This window comes from Pseudomonas sp. SGAir0191 (genome assembly GCF_002812565.2).
GTDB classification, from domain to species: Bacteria; Pseudomonadota; Gammaproteobacteria; order Pseudomonadales; family Pseudomonadaceae; genus Aquipseudomonas; species Aquipseudomonas parafulva_B.
The window spans coordinates 1053594-1078424 of sequence record NZ_CP025035.2 but is presented as its reverse complement, the minus strand read 5'-3'; the positions used below and the strand labels follow the sequence as shown (position 1 = coordinate 1078424).

Here is a 24831-nt window from a genome sequence, read left to right as displayed (position 1 = left end):
AACCCGCAACTTGTCACACTGGCCAGCATCTTTCGAGGAGTCGTCTTCCATGTGGCAGAGTTATCTCAATGGCCTACTGGTCGCCCTCGGCCTGATCATGGCCATTGGCACGCAGAACGCATTCGTTCTGGCGCAAAGCTTGCGCCGCGAGCATCACTTGCCGGTAGCGGCGCTGTGCATCCTGTGTGATGCCCTGTTGGTCGCCGCAGGTGTGTTCGGTCTTGCCACGGCCTTGGCCCATAATCCGACGCTGCTGAGCGTTGCCCGCTGGGGGGGCGCGGTATTCCTTATCTGGTACGGGATCAAAGCCCTGCGCAGTGCCTTCTCCGACCAGAGCCTGCAGCACCAGCAGGGCCAGGGCATGCGTTCACGGCGGGCCGTGCTGCTCAGTGCCCTGGCGGTCACCTTGCTCAACCCCCACGTCTATCTTGACACTGTGCTGCTGATCGGCTCGCTCGGGGCCCAGCAGACGGCGCCAGGGGCCTACGTGGCGGGGGCTGCCAGCGCCTCGCTGCTATGGTTCTCGACCCTGGCGATCGGGGCGGCATGGTTGGCTCCCTGGCTGGCACGGCCAGGCACCTGGCGTCTGCTGGACCTGATGGTGGCCGTGATGATGTTTGCCGTGGCAGCGCAACTGATCTTCAACTGATCATTCGAGCCCAGGGTGCCAGCGCGTGACGTCCCTGCCCGTCCTGCCTGGAAACGACCGCCACCGGTCGCTGCCCGCCAAGGCACCTGGAACCTCTAATCCCTATGTTTGTTGCGTGGTTATGCGCCAAGGCTTGGTGCTATGATCCAGCCCTTGCGTCGCAAAGAGTACAAACTCGCCGACGCACATAGGGCCGCCCGTGATCGGCCCTGCGCAAACCGCGAACTAGACCTGAATCAGGAGATCTACCATGGCTTTTGAATTGCCGCCGCTGCCCTACGCCCACGATGCCCTGCAGCCGCACATCTCCAAGGAAACCCTGGAGTATCACCACGACAAGCACCACAACACCTATGTCGTGAACCTGAACAACCTGGTACCGGGCACCGAATTCGAAGGCAAGACCCTGGAAGAGATCGTCACCTCTTCGTCGGGTGGCATCTTCAACAACGCCGCTCAAGTGTGGAACCACACCTTCTACTGGAACTGCCTGTCGCCAAACGGCGGCGGCCAGCCGACCGGCGCCCTGGCAGAAGCCATCAACACCGCGTTCGGTTCCTTCGACAAGTTCAAGGAAGAGTTCACCAAGACGTCCGTCGGCACCTTCGGTTCCGGCTGGGGCTGGCTGGTCAAGAAAGCGGATGGTTCCCTGGCGCTGGCCAGCACCATCGGTGCCGGCAACCCGCTGACCAGCGGCGATACCCCGCTGCTGACCTGCGATGTCTGGGAACACGCCTACTACATCGACTACCGCAACCTGCGTCCAAAGTATGTCGAGGCGTTCTGGAACCTGGTCAACTGGGCCTTCGTGGCTGAGCAGTTCGAAGGCAAGACCTTCAAGGCCTGAGTCCAGCACTGTTCTTGAAGCCCGGCCACGTGCCGGGCTTTTTCATGCCTGCTACTGGACGATGCCGCACTTGCTCAGCGGGCATAGCACGCTAACATCAAATTTCCGGTTTCTTGACGACGCCCACTCAAGTTACCCAGGGCTTCAACCGATACACTGCTAATGACCGTCCCGTAGTGAAAGGTCATGATTGATGGCAAAATAATGTCATTTGCATGGATTAAGGAACCTCCATTGAAGCTGGAATTGCGTAACAGCTTGTCGGTCAAGTTGCTCAGGGTCGTGCTCCTGGCGGCGCTAGCGGTCGGCGTCGTGCTCAGCTGTGCGCAAATCGTCTATGACACCTACAAGACCCGCCAGGCCGTCAACAATGACGCCCAGCGCATCCTCGACATGTTCCGCGATCCTTCTACACAGGCGGTCTACAGCCTGGACCGTGAAATGGGCATGCAGGTCATGGAAGGTCTGTTTCAGGACGAGTCGGTGCGAATGGCCTCCATCGGTCACCCCAACGAAACCATGCTGGCAGAAAAGTCCAGGCCGTTGCAGGACATGCCCCTGCGCTGGCTCACCGATCTGATTCTTGGCCAGGAGCGTACCTACACCACGCAGCTGGTAGGCCGGGGGCCCTACAGTGAATATTACGGCGACCTCAACATTACCCTCGACACAGCCGCCTATGGCGAAGATTTTCTGATCAACGCCGTGATCATCTTCATCTCCGGCGTGCTTCGGGCGCTTGCCATGGGGCTGGTGCTGTACCTGGTCTACCACTGGCTGTTGACCAAGCCACTCTCCAAAATCATCGAACACCTCACCCAGATCAATCCAGACCGCCCCAGCCAGCATCAGATCCCACTGATAAAGGGCCATGAGAAGAACGAGCTCGGCCTTTGGGTGAACACCGCCAACCAGTTGCTGGCATCGATCGAACGCAATACCCACCTGCGCCATGAGGCCGAGAACAGTCTGCAGCGCATGGCCCAGTACGACTTCCTCACCGGCCTGCCCAATCGCCAGCAACTGCAGCAGCAACTGGACAAGATCCTGGTGGACGGTGGGCGCCTGCAACATCGGGTGGCCGTGCTCTGTGTAGGCCTTGACGACTTCAAGGGCATCAACGAGCAGTTCACCTATCAGGTAGGCGATCAGCTGCTGCTGGCCCTGGCCGATCGCCTGAGGGCCCACAGCGGACGCTTGGGCGCGCTGGCGCGGCTGGGGGGCGACCAGTTCGCCCTGGTGCAGGCCAACATCGAACAGCCCTACGAAGCGGCAGAGCTTGCACAAAGCATCCTCGATGATCTGGAGGTGCCCTTCGACCTGGACCACCACCAGCAGATCCGCTTGCGCGCCACCATTGGCATCACCCTGTTCCCAGAAGACGGCGACAGCACCGAGAAGCTCCTGCAAAAAGCCGAGCAGACCATGACCTTGGCCAAGGCGCGTTCACGCAATCGCTACCAGTTCTACATCGCCAGCGTGGACACTGAGATGCGTCGACGCCGCGAACTGGAAAAGGACCTGCGTGAGGCCCTGCCACGCAACCAGCTGTACCTGGTCTACCAACCCCAGATCAGCTATCGCGATCATCGCGTTGTAGGTGTCGAGGCGTTGCTGCGCTGGCAGCATCCGGAACTGGGCATGGTGCCGCCCGATCAGTTCATACCGCTGGCCGAGCAGAACGGCAGCATCATCGGGATCGGCGAGTGGGTGCTGGATCAGGCCTGCCGGCAGTTGCGCGAATGGCACGATCTGGGCTTCAGCGAGCTGCGCATGGCGGTCAACCTGTCCACCGTGCAACTTCACCACAGCGAACTGCCGCGGGTGGTGAACAATTTGCTTCAGGCCTATCGCCTGCCTCCGCGCAGCCTGGAACTGGAGGTGACCGAAACCGGCCTGATGGAGGACATCAGTACTGCGGCCCAGCACTTGCTGAGCCTGCGGCGTTCGGGCGCCCTGATCGCCATCGACGACTTCGGTACCGGGTACTCGTCTTTGAGCTACCTCAAGTCCTTGCCCTTGGACAAGATCAAGATCGACAAGAGCTTCGTGCAGGACCTGCTCGATGACGACGATGACGCGACCATCGTGCGCGCCATCATTCAGTTGGGCAAAAGCCTGGGCATGCAGGTCATTGCCGAAGGCGTGGAAACCGCCGAACAGGAAGCCTACATCATTGCCCAAGGCTGCCACGAGGGCCAGGGCTACCACTACAGCAAGCCGCTGTCGGCCCGGGAACTGACCAGCTTCCTCAGGCAGGCCCAGCGTAATCAGGTTTCCGTGCTCTGAATGCACAGGTGACACGCCGTGACCTGCTTTTACATGAATCGCAGGCTGGACCCTTTACAGCAAATGCAAATCTTTCGCATGATGTGTCGGTTCAGCGTGCCATCGCGCACGATTCACCCACGGTCCAACCACACGACGCAGGAAACCAACAATGATTCGAATGCCCCTGGCCTCTGCCAGTCTGCTGGCCATTGCCATCGCTCTCGCCGGTTGCGGTGAAGGCAAGGACGACAAGGCCGCCGCGCCGCAAGCCCAGGCTCCCGCTGCCGCCAGCACCCCTGCAGCAACGCCAGGGGCTGTCGACGAAGCCGCTGCCAAGGCCGTGGTCAAGCACTACGCCGAGATGGTCCATGCCGTGTACAGCGACTCGCTGAGCACCGCCAAGACCCTGCAGGCCGCCGTCGACGCATTCCTCGCCACGCCCAACGATCAGACGCTCAAGGCCGCCAGGGACGCCTGGGTCGCTGCGCGCGTGCCCTACCTGCAAAGCGAAGTGTTCCGCTTCGGCAACACCATCATCGACGACTGGGAAGGCCAGGTGAACGCCTGGCCCCTTGACGAAGGCCTGATCGACTACGTAGACGCCAGCTACGAGCACGCCCTGGGTAACCCGGCAGCCAGCGCCAACATCATCGCCAACACCGAGATCCAGGTGGGCGAAGAGAAAATCGACGTCAAGGACATCACCCCCGAGAAGTTGGCCAGCCTCAACGAGCTGGGCGGCTCCGAAGCCAACGTCGCCACCGGCTACCACGCCATCGAATTCCTGCTGTGGGGCCAGGACCTGAACGGTACCGGCCCAGGTGCGGGTAATCGTCCGGCGTCGGACTACCTCGAAGGCGAGGGCGCCACGGGTGGCCACAACGACCGCCGCCGCGCCTACCTCAAGGCTGTCACCGACCTTCTGGTCGCCGACCTTGACGAGATGGTGGCCAACTGGGCGCCGAACGTTGCGGACAACTATCGCGCCAAGCTCGAAGCCGAGCCTGCCACCGACGGCTTGCGCAAGATGCTGTTCGGCATGGGCAGCCTGTCGCTCGGTGAGCTGGCTGGCGAGCGCATGAAGGTGTCCCTGGAGGCGAACTCGCCCGAGGACGAACACGACTGCTTCAGCGACAACACCCACTACTCGCATTTCTACGATGCCAAGGGCATTCGCAATGTCTACCTGGGCGAGTACACCCGCCCTGATGGTACCAAGCTGACCGGGCCTAGCCTGTCGTCACTGGTGGCCAAGGCCGACCCTGCTGCCGATGCGACCCTGCGGGCAGACCTGGAAGCCACCGAAGCGAAGATCCAGGTGATCGTCGACCACGCCCTCAAAGGCGAGCACTATGACCAACTGATCGCCGCCGACAACGCCGCCGGTAACCAGATCGTGCGTGATGCGATTGCAGCCCTGGTCAAGCAGACCGGTGCCATCGAACAGGCCGCCGGCAAACTGGGCATCGACAACCTGAACCCCGACACAGCCGACCACGAATTCTGATCCCATCTGGCGCGGCACCCGACGCCCGGCCTTGAGCCGGGCGTTTTCATGTCTGCGGCACCGTTTCCTGCTGCCTGGCAGGCCACCCATCGCCCACCCTGCACGCATCATTCAATCGCCAACGGGAGGCAGCCAATGCTGCAGATTCTCGATGTTTGGGGAGAGGGCCGGATCGTGCAGCGCATTGAAGGCACGAACCTGATCACAGGATTTCACAATGCCTACAACCTCAACAAAGCCGGCCAGCGTATCTCCAACGGCCCGTTTGCAGGCGGGCCGATCCCCAACCTGATCCTGGTGTACGAGTACGACGCGCCCAAGTTCCCGATCGACGACCATTCGGTTCCCCATATCACCCTCATGGGCGCGCCGATCACCCACACGGTGGCCGAGGAGATGTGCCGTGTATTGGCAGGGTTAGGCAAGGTCTACCTGTACGACCCCAACGAAACCGACCGACGACTATTCGAAGCCGTGGCCTACGCGCATGGTCTGCAACCTTTGGGTCGCTTCGACCCAGCCGCACTCGAACCGCCCTTCAATGAAATCACATTGCTCGCGGCCTACGTATACCGCGCCCCGAGCGGCCCCCTGCCACGTCCGAGCACTCACCCATAAAGGAGATACACCATGGCCAGCGTTACTTACCTGCGTTCCATTGCCAACAACACGCCTTATACCCTGACACTGATCGATGGAGAGAACCGCAGCCAAAGCCTGGCAATTGGCGCCCAGCACGTCTGGAACGGCTCGCTCGCGGTGCCTTGGATCGGTAAATCCGAAGAGAACTACAAAGCGCTGCGCTTGATTCTGGGGCCAGCTGCAGAGACCAACATCTGGCTTTTTCAGGATTACTGGCAGCCCGCCCACAAGGATGCGGTGAAATACCTGACCGCCTCGTCCATGGAATATGCCAGCGAGGAAGTGATGGAAGTCCCGGGTGATAACCGCGAAGGGGGTAGCAAGAACCTCATCGTCAGCCTGGTCAACCGCCAGTTCAAACTCTTGATGGCCTGAGCACCTGCTCCGACGATTTCATCCAGCAAACGCAAATTGCTCTTATTCAATGATCCTGGGCCTGATAAGCTTGCACGCCGGATTTTCGTTCAGGCCCAGGATTCTGCATGTCCCTGCCGCTGTCCCGACTTGCCCCTCTGCTGCTGGTCTTTGCCCTCGCCGCCTGTGACGACGCCCCGCGTTTCACCCAGGCCGAGCCGGGCGAAGCGCTGTCAGGTGGCAAGACGACCGTGTTGCGCAGTGACCGCAATGCCTATTCGCTGCCCGCCGCCAACCTCTCCCATGAGCGGCGCCTGGACTTTGCAGTAGGCAACAGCTTCTTTCGCAACCCTTGGGTCATCGCCCCCTCCACCACCACGGCGCGCGACGGCCTGGGCCCCTTGTTCAACACCAACGCCTGCCAGAACTGCCATGTGCGCGACGGGCGCGGCCACCCACCCGCGGCAAATGCCAGCAATGCGGTCGGCATGCTCGTGCGCCTGTCGATACCTGACCAACCCTACCTGGCCAAGGTCATCGAACGGCTGGGGGTGGTACCAGAACCTGTATACGGCACCCAGCTTCAGGACATGGCCATCCCTGGCGTAGCGCCTGAAGGCAAGGTGCGCATGACCTACACCGCGCAGACGGTCTCGTTCAAGGATGGCCATCAGGTCGAGCTGCGCATGCCGGCATTGCAGATCACCCAGCTGGGCTACGGGGCTATGCATCCGGACACGCGCTTTTCAGCGCGCGTGGCGCCACCGATGATCGGCCTGGGCCTGCTCGAGGCGATCCCCGAGGCTGACGTATTGGCCAACGAAGACCCGGACGACCGCAATCGCGATGGGATTCGGGGGCGCGCCAACCGCGTGTGGGACGATGCGCTGGGGCGCACGGTTGTCGGCCGCTTTGGGTGGAAAGCGGGCCAGCCCACTGTGAACCAGCAGAATGCGCATGCGTTCGCCGGCGACATGGGCCTGACGACGACATTGCAGCCCAACGACGACTGCACCCAGGCTCAGGTCGAATGCCGCGCCGCGCCCAATGGCGACGGCGTGGCAGGCGAAAAGGAAGTCAGTGACAACATCCTGCGCCTGGTCACCTTCTATACCCGCAACCTGGCCGTGCCGGCCCGTCGGGATGTGGCCAACCCCCAGGTGCTGGCAGGCAAGAACCTGTTCTATGAGGCCGGATGCCAGGGTTGTCATATCCCTCAGTTCACCACCGCCAGCGATGCCGCCGAGCCGGAACTTGCCGGCCAGACCATCCGGCCCTATACCGATCTGCTGCTGCATGACATGGGCCCCGGCCTTGCCGATGAACGAACCGAATTTGCCGCCAACGGCCAGGACTGGCGCACGGCCCCGCTCTGGGGAGTCGGCCTGAGCGAAACGGTCAGCGGTCACTCGCAATTTCTGCATGACGGACGCGCGCGCAACCTGCTCGAAGCGGTGCTGTGGCACGGCGGCGAAGCCCAGGCAGCACGCGATTTCGTCCTTACATTCGATGCCGAGCAGCGCGCTGCCCTGCTGGCGTTTTTGAACTCACTTTAAACATGCACAGGAGCCGGCCATGTTCCGACCCAAACTGTTGTTTACCAGCCTCGCTGCCCTGGCCCTTGGCGCCTGCTCCCCGCAGGATCCGCAGGCCGTCACCTCCGCGGCCATCGCCAAGCAGGTGATCCTGCCCACCTACAGCCGCTGGGTCGAAGCCGACCGCATGCTGGCCGCCAGCGCCCTGGCGTTCTGCGAAGGCAAGGAAACCCTGGAAAAGGCGCGTGCCGATTTCCTCAATGCGCAAAAGGCCTGGGCTGAGCTGCAACCCTTGCTGGTGGGCCCGCTGGCCGAGGGCAACCGTGCATGGCAAGTACAGTTCTGGCCTGACAAGAAGAACCTGGTCGGCCGTCAGGTCGAGCAATTGGTCAATGGGGACAAGCCTGTCGATGCGGCCTCCCTCGCCAAGGCGAGCGTTGTGGTCCGCGGTTTGTCAGCCTATGAGTACATCTTGTTCGACAGCAAGCCGGACATCGCCACGGCCGAGCAGAAGGCTCGTTACTGCCCGATGCTGGTGGCCATCGCCGAGCACCAGAAGGGGCTGGCCGAGGAAATCCTCAAGGGCTGGAACAGCACCGAGGGCATGCTCTCGCAGATGACCAAGTTCCCCAACCAGCGCTACGCCGATTCGCACGAAGCCATCGCCGACCTGCTGCGTGCACAGGTAACCGCTTTGGACTCGCTGAAGAAGAAGCTGGGTGCGCCCATGGGGCGGCAAAGCAAAGGCATCCCACAGCCCCTGCAAGCGGAAGCCTGGCGTAGCCACAACTCCATGAATAGCCTCCAGGCCAGCCTCAAGGCAGCCCAGGCGGTGTGGGTGGGTGTGGACAACAAAGGGCTGCGCGGGCTGCTGCCAGGCGACCAGAAGGCGCTTGCGCAGAAGATAGACGATGCCTACGCCACTTCATTGAAGTTGCTGGCTGACAACCAGAAAACCTTGGGCGAGCTACTGGCCGACGATGCAGGTCAGCAGACCCTCAACCAGATCTACGACAGCCTCAACGTCGTGCACCGCCTGCATGAAGGTGAATTGGCCAAGGCGCTTAACATTCAGTTGGGCTTCAACGCCAACGACGGTGACTGATCATGCTGCGACGCCAGGCCTTGAAACTCGGTAGCGTTGTACTCAGTGCCCTCACCTTGGGCGGCTGGAGTCTTCTGCGCAAAAAAGGCAGCGAGCCCCTGCTGCTGTCGGCACGCGACGACGCCGACGGCAAGCACTATGCCGTGGGCTATCGCCTGGACGGCACCCAGGTGTTCAGCACCCAGGTGGCCCAGCGTTGCCATGCCATCATCGATCACCCGGAGCGGCCCATCGCCCTGTTCGTGGCTCGTCGCCCAGGGACCGAAAGCTACCTGATCGACCTGCGCGACGGGAGGCTGTTGCAGACGGTGGTATCGCCGCCTGACCGGCATTTCTATGGTCATGCCGTGCTGCACAAGGACGGTCAGTGGCTGTACACCACCGAAAACGATACCCGAGACCCAGGCCGTGGCGTGCTGGGGGTCTACCGTTTCGACGACGAGCGCCTGGTGCGCACCGGCGAGCTCAGCACCCACGGCATTGGCCCGCACGAAGTCGCCTGGCTGCCGGACGGCGAAACGCTGGTGGTCGCCAACGGGGGTATCCGCACCGAGGCCGAAAGCCGAGTGGAGATGAACCTTGATGCCATGGAGCCGAGCCTGGTGCTGATGCAGCGCGATGGCACCTTGTTGAGCAAGGAAACCCTGGCCCAGCAGATGAACAGTGTTCGTCACTTGGCGGTAGCCCGCGATGGCACCATTGCCGCGTGTCAGCAGTTCATGGGGGATGCCTCGGAAACTGCCGAGCTGCTGGCGATCAAACGACCAGGCCAGGCTTTCCAGGCTTTTCCAGTTCCGCACCACCAGTTACAGGCCATGGCCCAGTACACCGCCAGCGTGGCCATACACGACGAACTGCGCCTGGTGGCACTGACAGCACCACGGGCCAATCGCCTGTTCGTCTGGGACCTGGACAGCGGCGCGGTTCGTCTGGATGCGCCCATGCCCGACTGTGCCGGCGTTGGCGCGGTGAAGGACGGGTTCGTGGTGACATCGGGCCAAGGCCGCTGCCGGTTCTATGATTGCCGCAAGCACCAGCTCGTCGGCCAGTCCCTGAACCTGCCTTCAGGCTTCTGGGATAATCACCTGCACGTGATCTGAAACGGGCGTCAGGCTGTGCCCTGCGGCTCAACCAAACGGCCGCAGCCCCTGGCGCATGCCGAACAGGAACAACAGCAGGTCGTGATCCGGCTGCACCTTGGCATGCTGCTGTGGCTTTACCTCGCGCGGCAAAGCACATTGCTCAGCCAGTTCCGATTGGCTGAACACCACGGTTTTCGGTTGTTCCCAGGCTGCCACTGCAACCGTGGTGAGCGCCAAGCCCCCAACCAGGAACAAAGTTCGAGCTATTTCTAGTTTCATTGCCCTAACCCTTTGACAGCGCTGCCAAACGCCATTTGATAAACGTAGTGCAACCTAGGCGCCTTTGCACCGCTCAACGACGAATGGCGGTACCGGTATCGAGGGTGCCTGCGCAAGGGGTACAGGCCTTGTGAACCGTCATCCACCTTAACCCTTGCGCAGCACATACACGCGCCACATGGCATAAAACGGCAGGAAGTCGAGGCGTTCCTGGATCCTGAAACCAGCGGCTGCGAACTCCGCCTCAACCGTTTCGGCAGGTAACACAAAACGGTTCTGGTAACTGTCCGGCCCGTGCTCGGTATCGCGACGGTGCTCGAGCTTCCTGCGCCGCCAGGCTTTGAAATTGCCATCGACCCACAGCGACACAATCACGCTGTCTCGGCTAACCCGTTGAAACTCCTTTAGAATCGCTTTCCTGTGAGCCGCTTCGCCAATGTGGTGAAACAGACGCATGCAAAAAATGCTGTCCACCGCGTTATCCGGTAACTCGATGGCAAAGGCCGAGGTCTGCAAAGGTCGTACCCGGGCCACGACTTCCGGTGGTTGGGACGCGCATGCCGTCTCGATCATGTCGGCGGAATTGTCTGCTCCAATGATCACGCGGTTGGCTTTTTCCGCCAGCAGTGGCCAGAAGCGACCCGCTCCGCAGGGCAGGTCCAAGACCAAGCCCGGTTCGCCCGCCAGGATCAGGGCCCGGCGAGCCAACTGCTCATCGCGTTTATGGGACAAGCGCCTGGCCAAGCCGGCCTGGTGCTTCAAAAAATACTGTTGGGCATGGGCCTTGTCGTATTTACGTGAAAACTCGAGGTTGATGGGGCTGCGCATCGGGCATCTCCTGATTCCAATGGGGGGCCAGACTAAGCAGCCAATCGTTGGAATCAGGTTATGACGTTGTGAAAAAAGCGTTCTTCACCAGGATATTTCTTACAGGCTATTACGAAAGTGTATTCAGCTCGCCCTTGACCACGGTACTGCTGAGGTCCACTTGGAATCGGCAGCCATGGGGATGGGTCGAGGTCAGCGTGACCTGCCAGCCTTGGTCATCGCAAATGCGCTGGACCAACGACAAGCCAAGGCCAAGACCTTCCCCTCGGCGTTCGTCCCCGCGCACGAAGGGCTTGAACATGGCCTCGCGCTGCTCCTCGGGGATGCCTACCCCGCTGTCCTCCACGGTGAAACTTGTGGCTTGCAGAGTCAGACGAATGTAACCGCTGTCGGTGTAATGGGCGGCGTTACGCAGCAGGTTGCCCATGACCGATTGCAGGAAGGTGGCGTTGTACAAGACCGGACCTGCGTTGCCACGGCCTTCGTAATGCAGCGTCAGCCCCTTTTGTTCGATTGTGTCGCGCCAAACCCCGATCAATTCGTCCCCTACTTCGCGCAGGGTTGCCCGCGATGCCACAGCACCTTCGTCCCTTTGGGCCCGGGCCAGCATGAGGAAGGTTTTCACCAGCTCGCGCATTTCCTCGGTGGCGCGGGCCACCCGTTCGACCTGACTGCGCGAACGCGCGTCCAAGGCCGGGTTTTCCATGAGCAACTCGCATGAGGTCGCCAGCACCATCAGTGGTGTACGCAACTCGTGGCTGACGTCACTTGTGAACAGGCGCTCGCGCGTCAAGGCATCGCGCAGACGGCCCAGGGTGTCGTCGAAGGCCACTGCCAACTGCCCGACCTCGTCAGCGGCGTAGTCAGGCGCCAAGGGTGGGGCCAACCCAAGCAGCTGGTCGCGATGGCGCACTTGGCGCGCCAGGCGGATGACCGGCGCCATCACCCGACGCGCCACCAACCAGCCCAGGATCACGGCGAGCACCAGGCTCAATACGAACCCTACGACCACTACGGCGAACAGCAGCCGCTCTCGCTCCTCGAAGTCGCTTTGATCCTGCAACAGCACGTAACGACGACCGTCCACGATCTCCACCATGGCGTGATACGAAAGCTGGTCGCGAAAGACCTCGTGGAAACCTCGGTCCAGATGGCGCAGGTCCTTGGGCAGCTCGAAGTCGTCCCGCCCACCACTGAAGTAGAACAATTGGTCCGGTCGCGGACGGTGACTCCAGTCGCTGACACTGTCCATGCGCAACAGCCGCTGCAGGTCACCGCCGAGCACCGAGGAAATCAGGCGCTCTTCCACCAGGTGCACGGTGGAAACGATACCCACCGCGAAAGCCCCGGCCACCAGCGCGCTCATCAGCGCAAAGGCAATGATGATGCGCTGGGCAAGGCTCTGTTTAAACTCCATCGCGACCCTCGGCGAGGCGATAGCCGACGCCATGGACGGTATGCAGCAGGGGTTTTTCGAAAGGTTTGTCGATCACCTGACGCAACTGGTGTACATGGCTGCGCAGGCTGTCGCTGTCAGGGCAGTCATCGCCCCACAGGGCCTCTTCCAGTACTTCGCGCCGCAACACGTGCGGGCTCTTCTGCATGAGTACCGCCAGCAGTTTCAGGCCGACCGGGTTGAGCTTGAGCAGGCGGCCTTGCCGGCTGACCTCCAGTGTGTCGAGGTCGTAGCTCAGGTCGGCGACCTGCAGCGTGCGACGGCCACCCCCCTGCGCCCTGCGCAGCACAGCCTCGATACGCGCGGACAGCTCGGACAGGGCGAAGGGCTTGAGCAGGTAGTCATCGGCGCCGGAACGGAAGCCTTGCAGCCGATCGTCCAGTTGATCGCGGGCGGTAAGCATGATCACCGGCGTGTCGCGGCGGGCGTCTTCGCGCAGGCGCTTGCACAGCGTATAGCCATCGATACCCGGCAACATGATGTCGAGCACGATCAGGTCATAGTGCTCGGTCGCTGCAAGGTGCAGGCCCGACAACCCATCCTGGGCACAGTCGACGGTATAGCCTTTCATGCCAAGGTAGTCGGCAAGGTTGGCCAGAATATCGCGGTTGTCTTCAACCAAGAGGATGCGCATGAATTTCTCCTGTGCGACGCTGCTCGCGGTGATGCGCGGCAGGCGCAGCTTAAGGCCTAAGCCTGCGGGGTGCCAGCCTTTGGATGAATTCAGGCGGCTTGACGTTTTTTTCACTGAACCTTCACGGACACAGCATAGGAGCGGCTCGACAATGCGCGACCTTTCCGTGCCCTGGAGCCGCCATGCAGCAACCAACTTGCCCTCGCCCCTTGAACCTGTGGCTGTACCTGGGTATTCCACTGGCCACCATGCTCGCGCTGATGGCGCTCGAATGGACCTCGGTGGACATGGACGTGGCCAACCTGTTCTTCGATACCGCCACCGGGCAGTTCATCGGTCGGCACAGCAACCTGCTGGAGAACATCCTGCATGACCGGGTCAAGCAGGGCGTAATCGTGCTGGGCGTCCTGGCACTGGCTGTGTTTGTGGCAAGTTTTTTGGTCAGGGGCTTGTACAGCTGGCGCCGCGAACTGGGCTGCCTGGTGCTCGCACTGGGGGTATCCACCGCCTTCGTCACGCCGCTGAAGAAACTGACGCAGGTGCAGTGCCCGTGGAGCCTCACGCAGTTCGGCGGCTCGGAAACCTACAGCAAGCTGCTTGAGCCAAGGCCTGCTACCGACAAGCCGGGGCTGTGCTGGCCGGGCGGTCATGCGACCACCGGGTTCTGCCTGTTCGCGCTGTTTTTCGCGTTGCGTGATCGTAAACCGCGTCTTGCGCGCGTCGCGTTTGCGGTGGCCCTGATCGCCGGTACAGTGCTGTCGGTGGGCAGGATGATGCAAGGGGCGCACTTTTTGTCCCACAACGTCTGGACGGCCGTGTTCTGCTGGCTGATCGGCCTGGGTGCCTACTACCTGGTGCTGTATCGCAGACGCGCACAGAACAGGCCAGCCACCGAGCCCCGCCCTGCCTGAGCCAGCACCCACCGATAGAATGCCGAGCCCTGAACAAAAAGCCCCGGCTCTTGCGAGCCGGGGCTTTGGGGTACAGCGGGGATAAGGCTGGCTTACATCATGCCGCCCATGCCACCCATGCCGCCCATGTCAGGCATGCCGCCGCCTGCTGGCTTGTCTTCCGGCAGGTCGGCAACCATGGCTTCGGTGGTGATCATCAGACCGCCGATCGAAGCAGCAGCTTGCAGTGCCGAACGGGTGACCTTGGCTGGGTCCAGGATACCCATTTCGATCATGTCGCCGTACTCGCCGGTCGCAGCGTTGTAGCCGTAGTTGCCCGAACCCTGCTTGACCTTGTCGGCCACAACGCTTGGCTCGTCGCCGGCGTTGGCAGTGATCTGACGCAGTGGTGCTTCGATAGCACGGCGCAGCAGCGAGATACCGACGTTCTGGTCTTCGTTGTCACCTTTGAGGTCAACGATTGCAGACAGGGCGCGCACCAGGGCAACACCACCGCCAGGCACCACGCCTTCCTCGACCGCTGCACGGGTAGCGTGCAGGGCGTCTTCGACGCGGGCTTTCTTCTCTTTCATCTCGACTTCGGTGCCAGCACCGACCTTGATAACGGCAACACCGCCGGCCAGCTTGGCCAGACGCTCTTGCAGCTTCTCACGGTCGTAGTCCGAAGAGGTTTCTTCGATCTGGGCACGGATCTGCTTGACGCGACCCTGGATATCGTCTTCAGCGCCAGCGCCGTCGATGATGATGGTGTTTTCCTTGGACAGGGTAACGCGCTTGGCGTTGCCCAGGTGTTCCAGGGTAGCGGTTTCCAGGGACAGGCCGATTTCTTCGGAGATGACCTGGCCGCCGGTCAGGACGGCGATGTCCTGCAGCATGGCCTTGCGACGGTCGCCGAAGCCTGGCGCCTTGACCGCTGCAACCTTGACGATGCCGCGCATGTTGTTGACGACCAGGGTAGCCAGGGCTTCGCCTTCGACGTCTTCAGCAACGATCAGCAGTGGGCGGCCGGCCTTGGCAACGGCTTCCAGCACTGGCAGCAGCTCACGGATGTTGGAGATCTTCTTGTCGACCAGCAGCAGCAGCGGGCTATCCAGCTCGGCAACCATGGTGTCTGGCTTGTTGACGAAGTACGGGGACAAGTAGCCGCGGTCGAACTGCATGCCTTCGACAACGGACAGCTCGTTTTCCAGGCCCGAACCTTCTTCGACGGTGATGACGCCTTCCTTGCCGACCTTCTCCATGGCTTCGGCGATGATTTCACCGATGGAGCTGTCGGAGTTGGCGGAAATGGTACCGACCTGGGCGATGGCCTTGGAATCGGCGCATGGCTTGGACAGGTTCTTCAGCTCGGCGACGATGGCGGAGGTGGCCTTGTCGATGCCGCGCTTGAGGTCCATCGGGTTCATGCCGGCAGCAACGGCCTTCAGGCCTTCGTTGACGATCGACTGAGCCAGCACGGTCGCGGTGGTGGTGCCGTCACCGGCTGCATCGTTGGCCTTGGAAGCGACTTCCTTGACCAGCTGGGCGCCCATGTTCTCGAAGGCGTCCTTGAGCTCGATTTCCTTGGCGACGGAAACGCCGTCCTTGGTGATGGTCGGCGCGCCGAAGCTCTTGGCCAGTACCACGTTACGGCCTTTCGGGCCCAAGGTCGCTTTTACCGCGTCAGCCAGAACGTTGACACCAACCAGCATTTTCTTGCGAGCGGAATCGCCGAATTTTACGTCTTTAGCAGCCATGATCGTTTAATCCTTGATAAATCTTTGGAGTAACGGGAAGTCGGTGGAAATCAGCCTTCAACAACGGCCAGGATTTCGTTTTCGGCCATGACCAGCAGGTCTTCGCCGTCGACTTTCACGGTGTTGCTACCCGAGTACGGGCCGAAAACCACTTTGTCACCCACTTTCACGGCCAGCGCACGTACTTCGCCGTTGTCCAGGACGCGGCCGGTGCCGACGGCGACGACTTCGCCGCGGTTTGGTTTTTCAGCGGCCGAACCTGGCAGGACGATACCGCCAGCGGTTTTCGATTCTTCTTCGCTGCGACGGATGACGACGCGGTCATGCAGAGGACGAAGCTTCATTGTCGATCTCTCCCAAATTGTGGTTTTCATCGGCCGGTGTCGACACCGGCGGTTTGATGCTGTCCGGCGTTGCCGGAAGGCCGCTCGCCACGAGCAAACGGCCTGAGTCATGTCTGGTGTCGCCACCAGAAACCTTGCGGTGACCACTACATGAGGCCGTCCGAATCGATTACAAGGCTTGATAGGGAAATTTTTTTGCAAAGGCATAAAAAAAGGGCCGCTTGGCGGCCCTGTTCTCACTGATCGCGGCGTTCGTACTCGCCTTCGATTACATTGGGGCGATGGCCCCCATCCCGCGGGGGCTGGCCCTGCAACGGGTCATCCTGAAACGCTCGCTGGCGGGTCGCTTGGGCCTGGGCACGCTCGCGCATCTTGCGAGCCGCCAACTGGCGGGTAAAGGGCAACAGGCACAGCAGGCCGAGCACGTCGCTGACAAAACCGGGGATCATCAGCAGCCCGCCGCCGACCGCCAGCATCATGCCATGGAACATGTCCTCGGCAGGCAGCTCACCGCGCTGCAGGCTTTCACGCGCACGCAGGGCTGTGGCCAACCCGGCGACTCGCATGACCAGGACCCCGAGGGCGGAGCCGGCGATGATGAGCAGCAACGCGGGGAAAAAACCGATGGCGGCGCTGACTTTCACGAAGACGAACAGCTCCAGCACGGGAAACAGCAGAAGCAGCAGTAGAAAAACACGCATCAAAGCATTCCTCGTCGCAAGACACCCTTGCAGTAAGACCTACAAATGGATGCGTGTGCTCCGCTTTTCAAGCAGGTATTTCGCTCAAGACCGGCCAGTGATCGGCGCGGGCCAGCAAAACCAAGGCTTCGCGCACTTGTGTCGGCGTATTGCAACGGCTCGGGAACGCCAACCAGTGGATCGCCTGGCCGATGCGCAGGTGCATCCCCTCGCTGTCGATACCGACCAACTGCGCAGGGATATGGCTGGGAAGCTCGGCAAGCTGCACATAGTGCGCGATGGCGGCGGCGTGGTCGCTGTTCATGTGCTCGATCATGCCGCTCTCGACCTTGCCGGCGAAGGGATTGGCCAAGGTCACCTGATCGAGCCAGTGGATAGCACCGAAGCCACCAATGTACCGGTGGCGCACCGGCTCAAGCACCCAGAAATCGAAGTCGTGAGCCTGGTGGTAGTCGGCCGCGTCCGGAAAGTAGCGGTAATAGCGCAGGGCCGCTGCCTCGATGCTGGCCGGGTCCTGCAGCTTGCGCGCTTCGGCCATGACGGTCAGTCGCCCGACCGCCTGCACGTTCTGCGCCTCGCGTTCACCCACCAGCAACGAACACTTGGCGTCTTTACTCAGGTTATGCGTGTGCTGGGCGATACGGCTGATCAGGATGAGCGGCTTGCCCTCTGCATCGAAGCAATAGGGCACCACCGAACCGAACGGGAAGCCCGGCATGGACTTGGAATGGGTCGACAAGACTCCACGGTATTCCTTGAGCAGCAATTCCCGTGCAGGACGGACGGCGTTCTCACTCACTTCAAAACCCCTCGCTGAAACCCGGTAGGCAGCAGGCAGTGATGGCTGGCACAAGCGCGACCATGGCAGGCCTGGCGTCAATCGCCCGGCTTGACCTCGACGGCTTACCAGGTAACGCCAAAGCCTGCAGTGTAGCGGGTCTTGTCCAGGTCGCTTTCGCGGGTGCCACTGATGATGTCCTTCTCGGCCTTGAGGTTCAGCGACGCCCAGTCGGTGACCTTGTAGCGCAAGCCGACTTCGGCGTCCAGGGAATAGTCGGCAACATTACCCAGGGGCTTTGCCAGCTCGCCGTTGGTGAACAGCTGCACCTTCTTGCCGATCAGGTAGCGGGTGTAGTCCCACTTCACAGCGGCGGAATAGAAGTTGTCTTTCTCACCGTCCTGGTACTCGAAGTCGGTGCGGTTGATCAACGAGCCCAGCGAGAAGGCACCCAGCTCATCGTCCCAGAACTGGTAGCCAGGGCCGGTACCCACCGTGCGCTGGCGGGCGAGGTCTTCGATACGGTCACGCTTGTACTCGGCGCGCCCCTGCCAGAACCATTTCTCGGTCAGGAAGCGGTCCAGCGCGTACTCGGCGCTCCAGTTGTCGGTGGTGGTGACATCGTCCTTGGTCTCGCGGTTGTATTCGCCTTCGGCGTTATGACGCCAGCGCCCGTGACGCGCAGTAGTCTTGAAACTGACGTCGTAGTCGTCGGTGTCGTTCTCGGCCCGCTTGTAGTCCAGCGCCACATCGACATTGCCTTTCCAGACCAGGTCCTCGACCACCGGCTTGGGCTTCATGATCTGCTCGATGCTCGCCAGGTCCACCGTCTTGGGTGCCTCGCCGTTGGCCAGGGTCACCTTGCCGGCCTCGGCTGCCTTGAGCGACTTGGCCTTCTCGCCAGAGTAGGCATCCTGCTTGACCAGCAGCTCCTGGTCGCTTTCCAGGGTCTTGACCTGTTTCCAGTCCAAGGCGATCGAACCGCCGTAAGGCGTCTCGAGCAACAGCTTGCCGCCGTCGAACACCTTGATCTTGCCGCTCAGACGGTCGCCGTTCTTCATCCAGACGGTATCGGCAAACGCCGGGGATGCGCAGCAGGACGCGGCAAGCAATGACAGCAGTAATTTGAGGGACATAAGCAGGCTACAGGTTCGATTTGGCGAGAAAACCGGGCATTATCCAGATGCAACCGGCAAGAGCAAGCAAAGACCTGCAATGTGCCGATGAGTTCCACTCTCATTTACTGGCCGCTGGTCAGGTTTCATCTACACCCCAGGGAGGGTCTGGTGTCCGACGCGATGGGTCATACCTTGGAAACTGCAGAAGGCCGACGGATGGCACTTTATTCAGTGCTCGGCCAGGTGCCTGCCGGGCATGTGGTGAGCTATGGCCAATTGGCTGAGCTTGCCGGGCTTGGCAAAGCCGCACGGTGGGTGGGACGCACCCTGTCGCAACTGCCCCAAGGCACGCGCTTGCCCTGGCATCGGGTGCTGGGCGCAGGTGGTCGCCTGAGCCTGCCTTCGGGTACGCCATCGGGCGATGAGCAACGGGCCCGTTTGCGTGCCGAAGGTGTGCAGGTGGCCAACAATCGCGTGGATATGACGCGCCATGGCTGGCGCCCGATGGAGCACAGCGGTTAGAGTGCGCGCTTTGTCCTGGAAACTTGAGGCAGATGTTGGTCCATGCCCCGTAAAACCTGGCGCGCTGCGCTTGCTGCTTATGCCAGCCCGTCAACCCTGGTGCTTTTGCTGCTCGGCTTCGCGGCCGGCCTGCCTTACATGCTGGTGTTCTCGACCCTCTCCGTATGGTTGCGCGAAGCCGGCGTAGCCAGGGAAACCATCGGCTATGCCAGCCTTATCGGCCTGGCCTATGCCTTCAAATGGGTGTGGTCGCCGCTGCTGGACCAATGGCGTTTACCGCTTCTGGGCGGAATGGGGCGTCGCCGTTCCTGGTTGCTGCTGTCCCAGGTACTGGTCGTGGTGGGCCTGGTCGGCATGAGCCTGTGCGACCCGCAACAGCACCTCTCCTGGCTGATCGCCCTGGCCGTTCTGGTGGCCTTTGCCTCGGCTACCCAGGATATCGCCGTGGATGCCTACCGCCTGGAAATCGCCGATGACCAACGCCAGGCGGCCCTGGCCGCCAGCTACATGGCCGGTTATCGCGTCGCCGCCCTGCTCGCCACGGCCGGCGCACTGTTCTTTGCAGAATGGTTTGGCTCCACCGGGTTCAGCTACCTGCACAAGGCGTGGGCCGGCACCTATGTCATGTTCGCAGTCATGATGCTCCCGGCCCTGTTCACGACCCTGGTCATGCGTGAACCGCCCGTGCCCCTGCGCACCCAACTGTCGGCAGCCCGCTACGGGTTGGCCCACCAGTTGGCCTCGGTGTTCGTGCTCATCATCCTGCTGGTGTCGGTGCCGGCCAGCTTCACGCAGATGTTCAATACGGGCTGGTCGAGCGTGATCTCGGGCGACGCCACGCCCCTGGACCTGCTGCTCGAAGACCGCGCCTTCCTGCGCTTGATCCTGTACGTGCTGCTGTCCTGGGCTTGCCTGTCGAGCCTTGGCCGCCGCGGCCTCGCGCCGGTGCTCACGCCCATCAATGACTTCATCGTGCGCTACCGCTGGCAAGCCCTGCTGCTACTCGGCCTGATCGCCACCTACCGCATGTCCGACACGGTGATGGGCGTCATGGCCAACGTGTTCTACATCGACATGGGCTTTACCAAGGACCAGATCGCCAGTGTCAGCAAGATTTTCGGCCTGATCATGACCTTGGTGGGCGCCGGTGTGGGCGGCTTGCTCATCGTGCGCTTCGGCATCATGCCCATTCTGTTCATCGGTGGCGTAGCGTCTGCCGGCACCAACATTCTGTTCCTGATGCTGGCGGACATGGGCCCGAACCTGGAAATGCTGGTGGTGACCATTTCCCTGGACAATTTCAGCTCAGGCATGGCGACTTCAGCCTTTGTCGCCTACCTGTCGAGCCTGACCAACCTCAAGTTCTCGGCCACCCAGTACGCGCTGCTGAGCTCGATCATGTTGCTGCTGCCCCGCCTGATCGGCGGCTATTCCGGCGTCATGGTGGAGAAGTTCGGGTACCACGATTTCTTCCTGATCACCGCGCTGCTTGGGGTGCCGACCTTGATCCTGATCGCCTTGCAGTGGCGCCAGGACGGCACGCCCGGCCAGCCGGCAAGCCAGCCTGCCCCGGCCCGCGAGCAGCCCTGAACAGCATGCCTTGCAAGGGCAAGGCCTGTGTATCGACCTAAGGCATCATAGCCGCTTGGGCACTGCGCCCCCTCAACAGCGACCACAGCGGGCATAGGGCCAACCCCCCTGCCACACCGGCCGCCACGGCAAAGTGCAAAAGGCTGGCACCGGCACCAATCATGGCCAGCAAAGCTCCGCCCAATCCCAGCAGCGCGATGGTGATCATGCCGAGCATGGCCGAGACCAGGCCTTTGCTTTGCGTGCTGGCGAACAATGTCATGCGATAGAGCACGGCATTGGCGACACCCAGGCCCAGTGCGTAGAGCGACAGGCCCGCCACCAGGCTGATGACGCTCGGCCATACCCAGGTTGCCACCACCATCAGGCAAAGCCCTGCCACATACGGCCACAGCGCACCGCGCACCAATGTCGGCAGCGGATAACGGTCGGCAATGTGGTTGATGATCAGGTTGCCCAGAATCAGCCCGCCGAACACCGGCAACTGCCACAGGGCATAGGCGAGCGTGCTTAGCCCCTCATCGTGGATGAGCAGTACCGGGGATAGGCCAATCCAGCCGATCAACGGCAGGCCAACCAGGCCCAGGGCGGCGCTCCCGGCGACGAAGCGTCGGTTCGACAGCAGCTGCCCGTACCCGGACAGCAACGGCAGCAGGTGGATCGGGGTAAAGGCCAGGCGCGAGCCGTCGCGCCGCTCCACCCCCAGGGTTTCGGGCATCAACCGATACAGAAGCAACCAGGCGACCACGGCGCCAATGGCGAACGCCACGAACAACCAGCGCCAGTCCAGCCATTGCAGCAGCAACGTCCCCACCAAAGGCCCCAGCAGTGGCGAAAGCAAGGCGATATTGGCTAGCAGGGCCATCATGCGCACGGCATCCGCCTCGCTGAATGCCTCGTTGAGTGCGGGGTAACTGACCGTGACCACAAACCCTAGCCCGATGCCTTGCAGCAGACGCAGCAGGTTGAACAGGCCGATGTCATGGACCCAGAAGGTGCCCAGGCACGCCAGGCCGAAGAATGCGCAACCTATGAGCAGCAGCGGTCGGCGGCCATAGCGGTCGGCCAACGGCCCGATCAGCCATTGCAGCAAGACGCCACCGAGCAGGTAGAGATTGAGCGCATGCGGAATGTATTCGGGGCCGGCCTTGAGCTCGCCCACCACCACGGGCATCGCCGGCATGACGGCATCGCTGGCCAGGTAGGTCAGCAGTTCGAACAGTGCGAGAGTCAGGCCGAACAACAAGGCCCGCAACGGGGTGATGTACAGCAGTGGTTTCATGATGGTTTACGAAGATGACGGGGAACGAGGCTATATGCCAGAAATCGCGATGACTGACTGTGAGCAAGTGTAAGCGCGCGTCAATTGAGCGCCTTGAGCAACGAAGCCCGCCCCGCGCGCCCAGCAGGCCCTTTGAAGGACGCTGCTGAAACCGCAGGGCGGGCTCTATCGATGCCAGCTTGTACTGAGGCCTTACTGCGCGGCCGTTTCCTGCACCACGCGAATGACCCGCTGCGGGAATGGAATGTCGATCCCCTCTGCCTTCAAACGGTCACGTGCCTGCTCGTTGAGCATGAAGATCACGTCCCAGTAGTCCGAGGTCTTGGTCCACAGACGCAGCGAGACGGTGATCGAGCTGTCACCCAGGGTGGACACCACCGCCACAGGGGCCGGGTCGGCCAGCACACGTGGGTCCTGGGCCAGTTCCAGCAGGACGTTGCGCGCCTTCTGCAGGTCAGCCTCGTAGTCCACCCCCACGTCGAACACCACCTTGCGGGTAGGTTGGCGGTTGGTGTTGGTGATGATCCCGTTGGACAGGGAGCCGTTGGGCAGGATCACGGTCTTGTTGTCGCCGGTCCGCAGCACCGTGTGGAAGATCTGGATGCTGTCCACGGTACCACTTACGCCCTGGGCCTCGATCCAGTCACCGAGGCGGAACGGGCGGAACAGCAGGATCAGGACGCCGCCTGCGAAGTTCGCCAGGCTGCCTTGCAGCGCCAGGCCGATGGCCAGGGTGGCACCACCGATGGCCGCTACGAAGGAGGTCGTCTCGATACCGATCATCGAGGCCACGCTGATGGCCAGCAGGATCTTCAGCACGATGTTGGCCAGCGTGCGAATGAAGTTCTGCAGCGCTGGGTCGTGAACTTTGAGGCCCACGAGCCTTGCCAGCCGGTCGCTGACGATGTTGGTCACCCACCAGCCGATGGCAAGGGTCACCAGCGCCAGCAGCAGGCGGCTGCCGTACGCCATGATCATGGGAATCCAGGTTTCGGATTGGCGGACCAGCTGATCGACTTCAGCACTCAAATCCATATTCATCTCCTGATGCCGAGCGGCGATTGCACAATACGTCGGGCCGCCTGCATTTCAGCGGCCAGGCCCCCATGGACAGCCGCAACTGCATGGGGGTTCCGGCGGCCCGGGTCAGTCGCGGAAGTTGTTGAACTGCAGCGGCATGTCGAATTCCTTGGTACGCAGCAAGGCGATGGCTTCCTGCAGATCATCGCGCTTCTTGCCAGTAACCCGTACCTGCTCGCCCTGGATGGCGGCCTGGACCTTGAGCTTGCCATCCTTGATGGTGGCGACGATCTTTTTCGCCAGGTCCTTGTCGATGCCCTCGCGGAACTTGGCCTCCTGCTTTTTCTCCTTGCCGGACGCATAGGGGTCCTTGGTCTCCAGGCACTTGACGTCGATCTTGCGCTTGACCAGGGCCAGGCGCAGGATTTCGAGCATCGCCTCGAGCTGGAACTCTTCCTCGGCGGTGAGCATGACGGTCTGCTCTTTGTCCTTGAACTCGAAGCTGCCCTTGCCCTTGAGGTCGTAGCGGCGGTCGAGCTCCTTGATGGCATTGTCGACCGCGTTCTGCACTTCGTGCTTGTCCAGTTCCGATACCACGTCGAACGAAGGCATGGTTACTCTCCCAAAATAAAAGCGCGCTCGGACTGAAGATGGAGCGCGCTGGGTTTGACGGTTAAAATGCGGGCTCATTATAACGGTTGCGAAACGCATATGAGCAGCACCTGGCACATTCTCGGCGCAGGTAGCCTGGGCAGCCTGTGGGCTTGTCGTCTGGCGCGGGCCAGCAAGGCCGTGCGCCTGATCTTGCGTGACAGCACGCGGTTGCAGGCCTACCAGCAAGTGGGCAGCCTTGGCTTGCTGGAACAAGACCTGACCGCCCACTACGCCATCCCGGCCGAGACCGCCCAGGGTATTAGGCCGATCCACCGTCTGCTGGTGGCCTGCAAGGCCTACGACGCGGCGCCGGCCGTGGCCAGCGTTGCCGGCCGTCTGGTGCCGGGGGCCGAGGTGCTGTTGTTGCAGAACGGCCTGGGTAGCCAGGACGAGGTGGCCAGGCAGGTGCCGCAGGCCCGCTGCATCTTCGTCTCCAGCACCGAAGGCGCCTACCTGGAACATGACTGGCAGGTGCGCTTCGCCGGGCAGGGGTACAACTGGCTGGGGGACCCTGGCAATCCTGCACCACCGCCGTGGCTCGAGGACTTGCAAGCGGCGGGTATCCCTGCCCAATGGACGCCCGACATCCTCACCCGGCTCTGGCGCAAGCTGGCCATCAACTGCGCGATCAACCCGCTGACCGTGCTGCACCAGTGTCGCAACGGGGGCCTGCTAGGCCACCTCGATCAGGTGCAGGCACTGTGCCTTGAGCTTGAGTGCCTGTTGCTTGAGTGCGGCCAGCCGCAGGCCGCTCAGGACCTTGAGCAAGACGTACAACGGGTGATCCTGGCCACTGCCAGCAACTACGCTTCGATGTACCAGGATGTACGGGCCGGGCGGCGCACCGAAGTGCAGTACCTGCTTGGCTATGCCTGCCAGGCAGCCCGCCGACATGGGCTGCACCTGCCGTATCTGGAACACCTGCACCAACGCCTGGTCGATAACTTGCGCGCGCGGGGCTTGCCCTGCGACTGACGCGGCCCTTG

Annotated in this window: 25 protein-coding genes; 13 read left to right on the top strand and 12 right to left on the bottom strand. The window is 61.9% G+C overall.

What is annotated here, in order from left to right:
- Positions 1–49 precede the first annotated feature (49 nt).
- The 9 genes from CWR53_RS04865 (at position 50) to CWR53_RS04825 (ending at position 10010) form a co-directional block, all read left to right on the top strand.
- On the top strand, positions 50–649 hold the full coding sequence (locus CWR53_RS04865; RefSeq protein WP_058603268.1) for a LysE/ArgO family amino acid transporter: 600 nt from the start codon (positions 50–52) through the stop codon (positions 647–649).
- A 250-nt stretch (positions 650–899) separates the two neighbouring features.
- On the top strand, positions 900–1496 hold the full coding sequence (locus tag CWR53_RS04860) for a superoxide dismutase (RefSeq protein WP_023534404.1): 597 nt from the start codon (positions 900–902) through the stop codon (positions 1494–1496).
- A 234-nt stretch (positions 1497–1730) separates the two neighbouring features.
- Positions 1731–3785: a bifunctional diguanylate cyclase/phosphodiesterase gene (locus CWR53_RS04855; RefSeq protein WP_167338512.1), complete on the top strand. Its 2055-nt coding sequence runs from the start codon at positions 1731–1733 to the stop codon at positions 3783–3785.
- Positions 3786–3936: 151 nt separating this feature from the next.
- Positions 3937–5274: an imelysin family protein gene (locus CWR53_RS04850; RefSeq protein WP_058603270.1), complete on the top strand. Its 1338-nt coding sequence runs from the start codon at positions 3937–3939 to the stop codon at positions 5272–5274.
- 135 nt (positions 5275–5409) lie between these two features.
- Positions 5410–5892: a hypothetical protein gene (locus CWR53_RS04845; protein WP_058603271.1), complete on the top strand. Its 483-nt coding sequence runs from the start codon at positions 5410–5412 to the stop codon at positions 5890–5892.
- Between the two features lie 12 nt (positions 5893–5904).
- Positions 5905–6291 (top strand): hypothetical protein, encoded by a 387-nt coding sequence (locus CWR53_RS04840; protein WP_100850941.1) that lies wholly within the window; start codon positions 5905–5907, stop codon positions 6289–6291.
- A gap of 107 nt (positions 6292–6398) precedes the next feature.
- The gene (locus CWR53_RS04835; RefSeq protein ID WP_100850940.1) at positions 6399–7826 is read left to right on the top strand and encodes a di-heme oxidoredictase family protein; all 1428 of its coding nucleotides are present in this window, start codon (positions 6399–6401) and stop codon (positions 7824–7826) included.
- Positions 7827–7845: 19 nt separating this feature from the next.
- A complete protein-coding gene (locus CWR53_RS04830; protein WP_100850939.1) occupies positions 7846–8910 on the top strand; it encodes an imelysin family protein in 1065 nt (354 codons plus the stop codon).
- Between the two features lie 2 nt (positions 8911–8912).
- Positions 8913–10010 (top strand): DUF1513 domain-containing protein, encoded by a 1098-nt coding sequence (locus CWR53_RS04825; protein WP_100850938.1) that lies wholly within the window; start codon positions 8913–8915, stop codon positions 10008–10010.
- Between the two features lie 27 nt (positions 10011–10037).
- Here CWR53_RS04825 and CWR53_RS04820 read toward each other — a convergent pair whose 3' ends face one another.
- From CWR53_RS04820 to colR, 4 genes are all read right to left on the bottom strand, one after another.
- The gene (locus tag CWR53_RS04820) at positions 10038–10271 is read right to left on the bottom strand and encodes a hypothetical protein (RefSeq protein ID WP_058603276.1); all 234 of its coding nucleotides are present in this window, start codon (positions 10269–10271) and stop codon (positions 10038–10040) included.
- Between the two features lie 147 nt (positions 10272–10418).
- Positions 10419–11099 (bottom strand): class I SAM-dependent methyltransferase, encoded by a 681-nt coding sequence (locus CWR53_RS04810; RefSeq protein ID WP_100850937.1) that lies wholly within the window; start codon positions 11097–11099, stop codon positions 10419–10421.
- A 109-nt stretch (positions 11100–11208) separates the two neighbouring features.
- A complete protein-coding gene (locus tag CWR53_RS04805; RefSeq protein WP_058603278.1) occupies positions 11209–12516 on the bottom strand; it encodes a HAMP domain-containing sensor histidine kinase in 1308 nt (435 codons plus the stop codon).
- Positions 12506–13189 carry a two-component system response regulator ColR gene (gene colR / locus CWR53_RS04800; RefSeq protein WP_023534349.1) on the bottom strand — a complete coding sequence of 228 codons (684 nt, stop codon included), beginning with the start codon at positions 13187–13189 and terminating at the stop codon, positions 12506–12508. The genes CWR53_RS04805 and colR overlap by 11 nt, the downstream gene beginning before the upstream one ends.
- A gap of 182 nt (positions 13190–13371) precedes the next feature.
- Between colR and CWR53_RS04795 the strand changes: the two genes are divergently transcribed.
- Positions 13372–14100, top strand: a complete 729-nt coding sequence (locus CWR53_RS04795; RefSeq protein WP_100850936.1) for a phosphatase PAP2 family protein — start codon at positions 13372–13374, stop codon at positions 14098–14100.
- A 92-nt stretch (positions 14101–14192) separates the two neighbouring features.
- On the opposite strand, the gene groL is transcribed toward CWR53_RS04795, so the two are convergent.
- The 5 genes from groL to CWR53_RS04770 form a co-directional block, all read right to left on the bottom strand.
- On the bottom strand, positions 14193–15836 hold the full coding sequence (gene groL / locus CWR53_RS04790; RefSeq protein ID WP_058603280.1) for a chaperonin GroEL: 1644 nt from the start codon (positions 15834–15836) through the stop codon (positions 14193–14195).
- 50 nt (positions 15837–15886) lie between these two features.
- Entirely contained in the window at positions 15887–16180 is a 294-nt protein-coding gene (locus CWR53_RS04785; RefSeq protein WP_003251905.1) for a co-chaperone GroES, read from the bottom strand.
- A gap of 236 nt (positions 16181–16416) precedes the next feature.
- Complete coding sequence (locus tag CWR53_RS04780) at positions 16417–16881, bottom strand: FxsA family protein (protein WP_058603281.1); 465 nt, start codon at positions 16879–16881, stop codon at positions 16417–16419.
- A 67-nt stretch (positions 16882–16948) separates the two neighbouring features.
- Positions 16949–17680, bottom strand: a complete 732-nt coding sequence (locus tag CWR53_RS04775) for a HugZ family protein (RefSeq protein ID WP_058603282.1) — start codon at positions 17678–17680, stop codon at positions 16949–16951.
- Positions 17681–17784: 104 nt separating this feature from the next.
- Positions 17785–18795 (bottom strand): DUF481 domain-containing protein, encoded by a 1011-nt coding sequence (locus tag CWR53_RS04770; protein ID WP_058603283.1) that lies wholly within the window; start codon positions 18793–18795, stop codon positions 17785–17787.
- Positions 18796–18957: 162 nt separating this feature from the next.
- On the opposite strand from CWR53_RS04770, the gene CWR53_RS04765 reads away from it, so the two are divergent.
- Positions 18958–19299 (top strand): MGMT family protein, encoded by a 342-nt coding sequence (locus CWR53_RS04765; protein ID WP_058603284.1) that lies wholly within the window; start codon positions 18958–18960, stop codon positions 19297–19299.
- Between the two features lie 42 nt (positions 19300–19341).
- Positions 19342–20889 carry an AmpG family muropeptide MFS transporter gene (locus CWR53_RS04760; protein WP_058603285.1) on the top strand — a complete coding sequence of 516 codons (1548 nt, stop codon included), beginning with the start codon at positions 19342–19344 and terminating at the stop codon, positions 20887–20889.
- Positions 20890–20926: 37 nt separating this feature from the next.
- On the opposite strand, the gene CWR53_RS04755 is transcribed toward CWR53_RS04760, so the two are convergent.
- The 3 genes from CWR53_RS04755 to CWR53_RS04745 form a co-directional block, all read right to left on the bottom strand.
- Positions 20927–22171, bottom strand: coding sequence for an MFS transporter (locus CWR53_RS04755; protein WP_100850935.1), 1245 nt, complete (start codon positions 22169–22171; stop codon positions 20927–20929).
- Positions 22172–22363: 192 nt separating this feature from the next.
- Positions 22364–23206 carry a mechanosensitive ion channel family protein gene (locus CWR53_RS04750; protein WP_058603287.1) on the bottom strand — a complete coding sequence of 281 codons (843 nt, stop codon included), beginning with the start codon at positions 23204–23206 and terminating at the stop codon, positions 22364–22366.
- Positions 23207–23317: 111 nt separating this feature from the next.
- Positions 23318–23803 carry a YajQ family cyclic di-GMP-binding protein gene (locus CWR53_RS04745; protein ID WP_058603288.1) on the bottom strand — a complete coding sequence of 162 codons (486 nt, stop codon included), beginning with the start codon at positions 23801–23803 and terminating at the stop codon, positions 23318–23320.
- Positions 23804–23902: 99 nt separating this feature from the next.
- On the opposite strand from CWR53_RS04745, the gene CWR53_RS04740 reads away from it, so the two are divergent.
- Complete coding sequence (locus CWR53_RS04740; protein ID WP_058603289.1) at positions 23903–24820, top strand: putative 2-dehydropantoate 2-reductase; 918 nt, start codon at positions 23903–23905, stop codon at positions 24818–24820.
- Positions 24821–24831: the final 11 nt, after the last annotated feature.

What these genes read in the sequence shown, in the direction of transcription:
- CWR53_RS04860 (WP_023534404.1), top strand. Translation starts at nt 900, where the DNA reads ATGGCTTTTGAATTGCCGCCGCTGCCCTACGCCCACGATGCCCTGCAG.
- CWR53_RS04830 (WP_100850939.1), top strand. Translation starts at nt 7,846, where the DNA reads ATGTTCCGACCCAAACTGTTGTTTACCAGCCTCGCTGCCCTGGCCCTT.
- CWR53_RS04785 (WP_003251905.1), bottom strand. Translation starts at nt 16,180, where the DNA reads ATGAAGCTTCGTCCTCTGCATGACCGCGTCGTCATCCGTCGCAGCGAA.
- CWR53_RS04825 (WP_100850938.1), top strand. Translation starts at nt 8,913, where the DNA reads ATGCTGCGACGCCAGGCCTTGAAACTCGGTAGCGTTGTACTCAGTGCC.
- groL (WP_058603280.1), bottom strand. Translation starts at nt 15,836, where the DNA reads ATGGCTGCTAAAGACGTAAAATTCGGCGATTCCGCTCGCAAGAAAATG.
- CWR53_RS04835 (WP_100850940.1), top strand. Translation starts at nt 6,399, where the DNA reads ATGTCCCTGCCGCTGTCCCGACTTGCCCCTCTGCTGCTGGTCTTTGCC.
- CWR53_RS04865 (WP_058603268.1), top strand. Translation starts at nt 50, where the DNA reads ATGTGGCAGAGTTATCTCAATGGCCTACTGGTCGCCCTCGGCCTGATC.
- CWR53_RS04795 (WP_100850936.1), top strand. Translation starts at nt 13,372, where the DNA reads ATGCAGCAACCAACTTGCCCTCGCCCCTTGAACCTGTGGCTGTACCTG.
- CWR53_RS04850 (WP_058603270.1), top strand. Translation starts at nt 3,937, where the DNA reads ATGATTCGAATGCCCCTGGCCTCTGCCAGTCTGCTGGCCATTGCCATC.
- CWR53_RS04760 (WP_058603285.1), top strand. Translation starts at nt 19,342, where the DNA reads ATGCCCCGTAAAACCTGGCGCGCTGCGCTTGCTGCTTATGCCAGCCCG.
- CWR53_RS04750 (WP_058603287.1), bottom strand. Translation starts at nt 23,206, where the DNA reads ATGGATTTGAGTGCTGAAGTCGATCAGCTGGTCCGCCAATCCGAAACC.
- CWR53_RS04845 (WP_058603271.1), top strand. Translation starts at nt 5,410, where the DNA reads ATGCTGCAGATTCTCGATGTTTGGGGAGAGGGCCGGATCGTGCAGCGC.
- CWR53_RS04765 (WP_058603284.1), top strand. Translation starts at nt 18,958, where the DNA reads ATGGGTCATACCTTGGAAACTGCAGAAGGCCGACGGATGGCACTTTAT.
- CWR53_RS04755 (WP_100850935.1), bottom strand. Translation starts at nt 22,171, where the DNA reads ATGAAACCACTGCTGTACATCACCCCGTTGCGGGCCTTGTTGTTCGGC.
- CWR53_RS04780 (WP_058603281.1), bottom strand. Translation starts at nt 16,881, where the DNA reads ATGCGTGTTTTTCTACTGCTGCTTCTGCTGTTTCCCGTGCTGGAGCTG.
- CWR53_RS04810 (WP_100850937.1), bottom strand. Translation starts at nt 11,099, where the DNA reads ATGCGCAGCCCCATCAACCTCGAGTTTTCACGTAAATACGACAAGGCC.
- CWR53_RS04770 (WP_058603283.1), bottom strand. Translation starts at nt 18,795, where the DNA reads ATGTCCCTCAAATTACTGCTGTCATTGCTTGCCGCGTCCTGCTGCGCA.
- CWR53_RS04745 (WP_058603288.1), bottom strand. Translation starts at nt 23,803, where the DNA reads ATGCCTTCGTTCGACGTGGTATCGGAACTGGACAAGCACGAAGTGCAG.
- CWR53_RS04820 (WP_058603276.1), bottom strand. Translation starts at nt 10,271, where the DNA reads ATGAAACTAGAAATAGCTCGAACTTTGTTCCTGGTTGGGGGCTTGGCG.
- colR (WP_023534349.1), bottom strand. Translation starts at nt 13,189, where the DNA reads ATGCGCATCCTCTTGGTTGAAGACAACCGCGATATTCTGGCCAACCTT.
- CWR53_RS04840 (WP_100850941.1), top strand. Translation starts at nt 5,905, where the DNA reads ATGGCCAGCGTTACTTACCTGCGTTCCATTGCCAACAACACGCCTTAT.
- CWR53_RS04805 (WP_058603278.1), bottom strand. Translation starts at nt 12,516, where the DNA reads ATGGAGTTTAAACAGAGCCTTGCCCAGCGCATCATCATTGCCTTTGCG.
- CWR53_RS04740 (WP_058603289.1), top strand. Translation starts at nt 23,903, where the DNA reads ATGAGCAGCACCTGGCACATTCTCGGCGCAGGTAGCCTGGGCAGCCTG.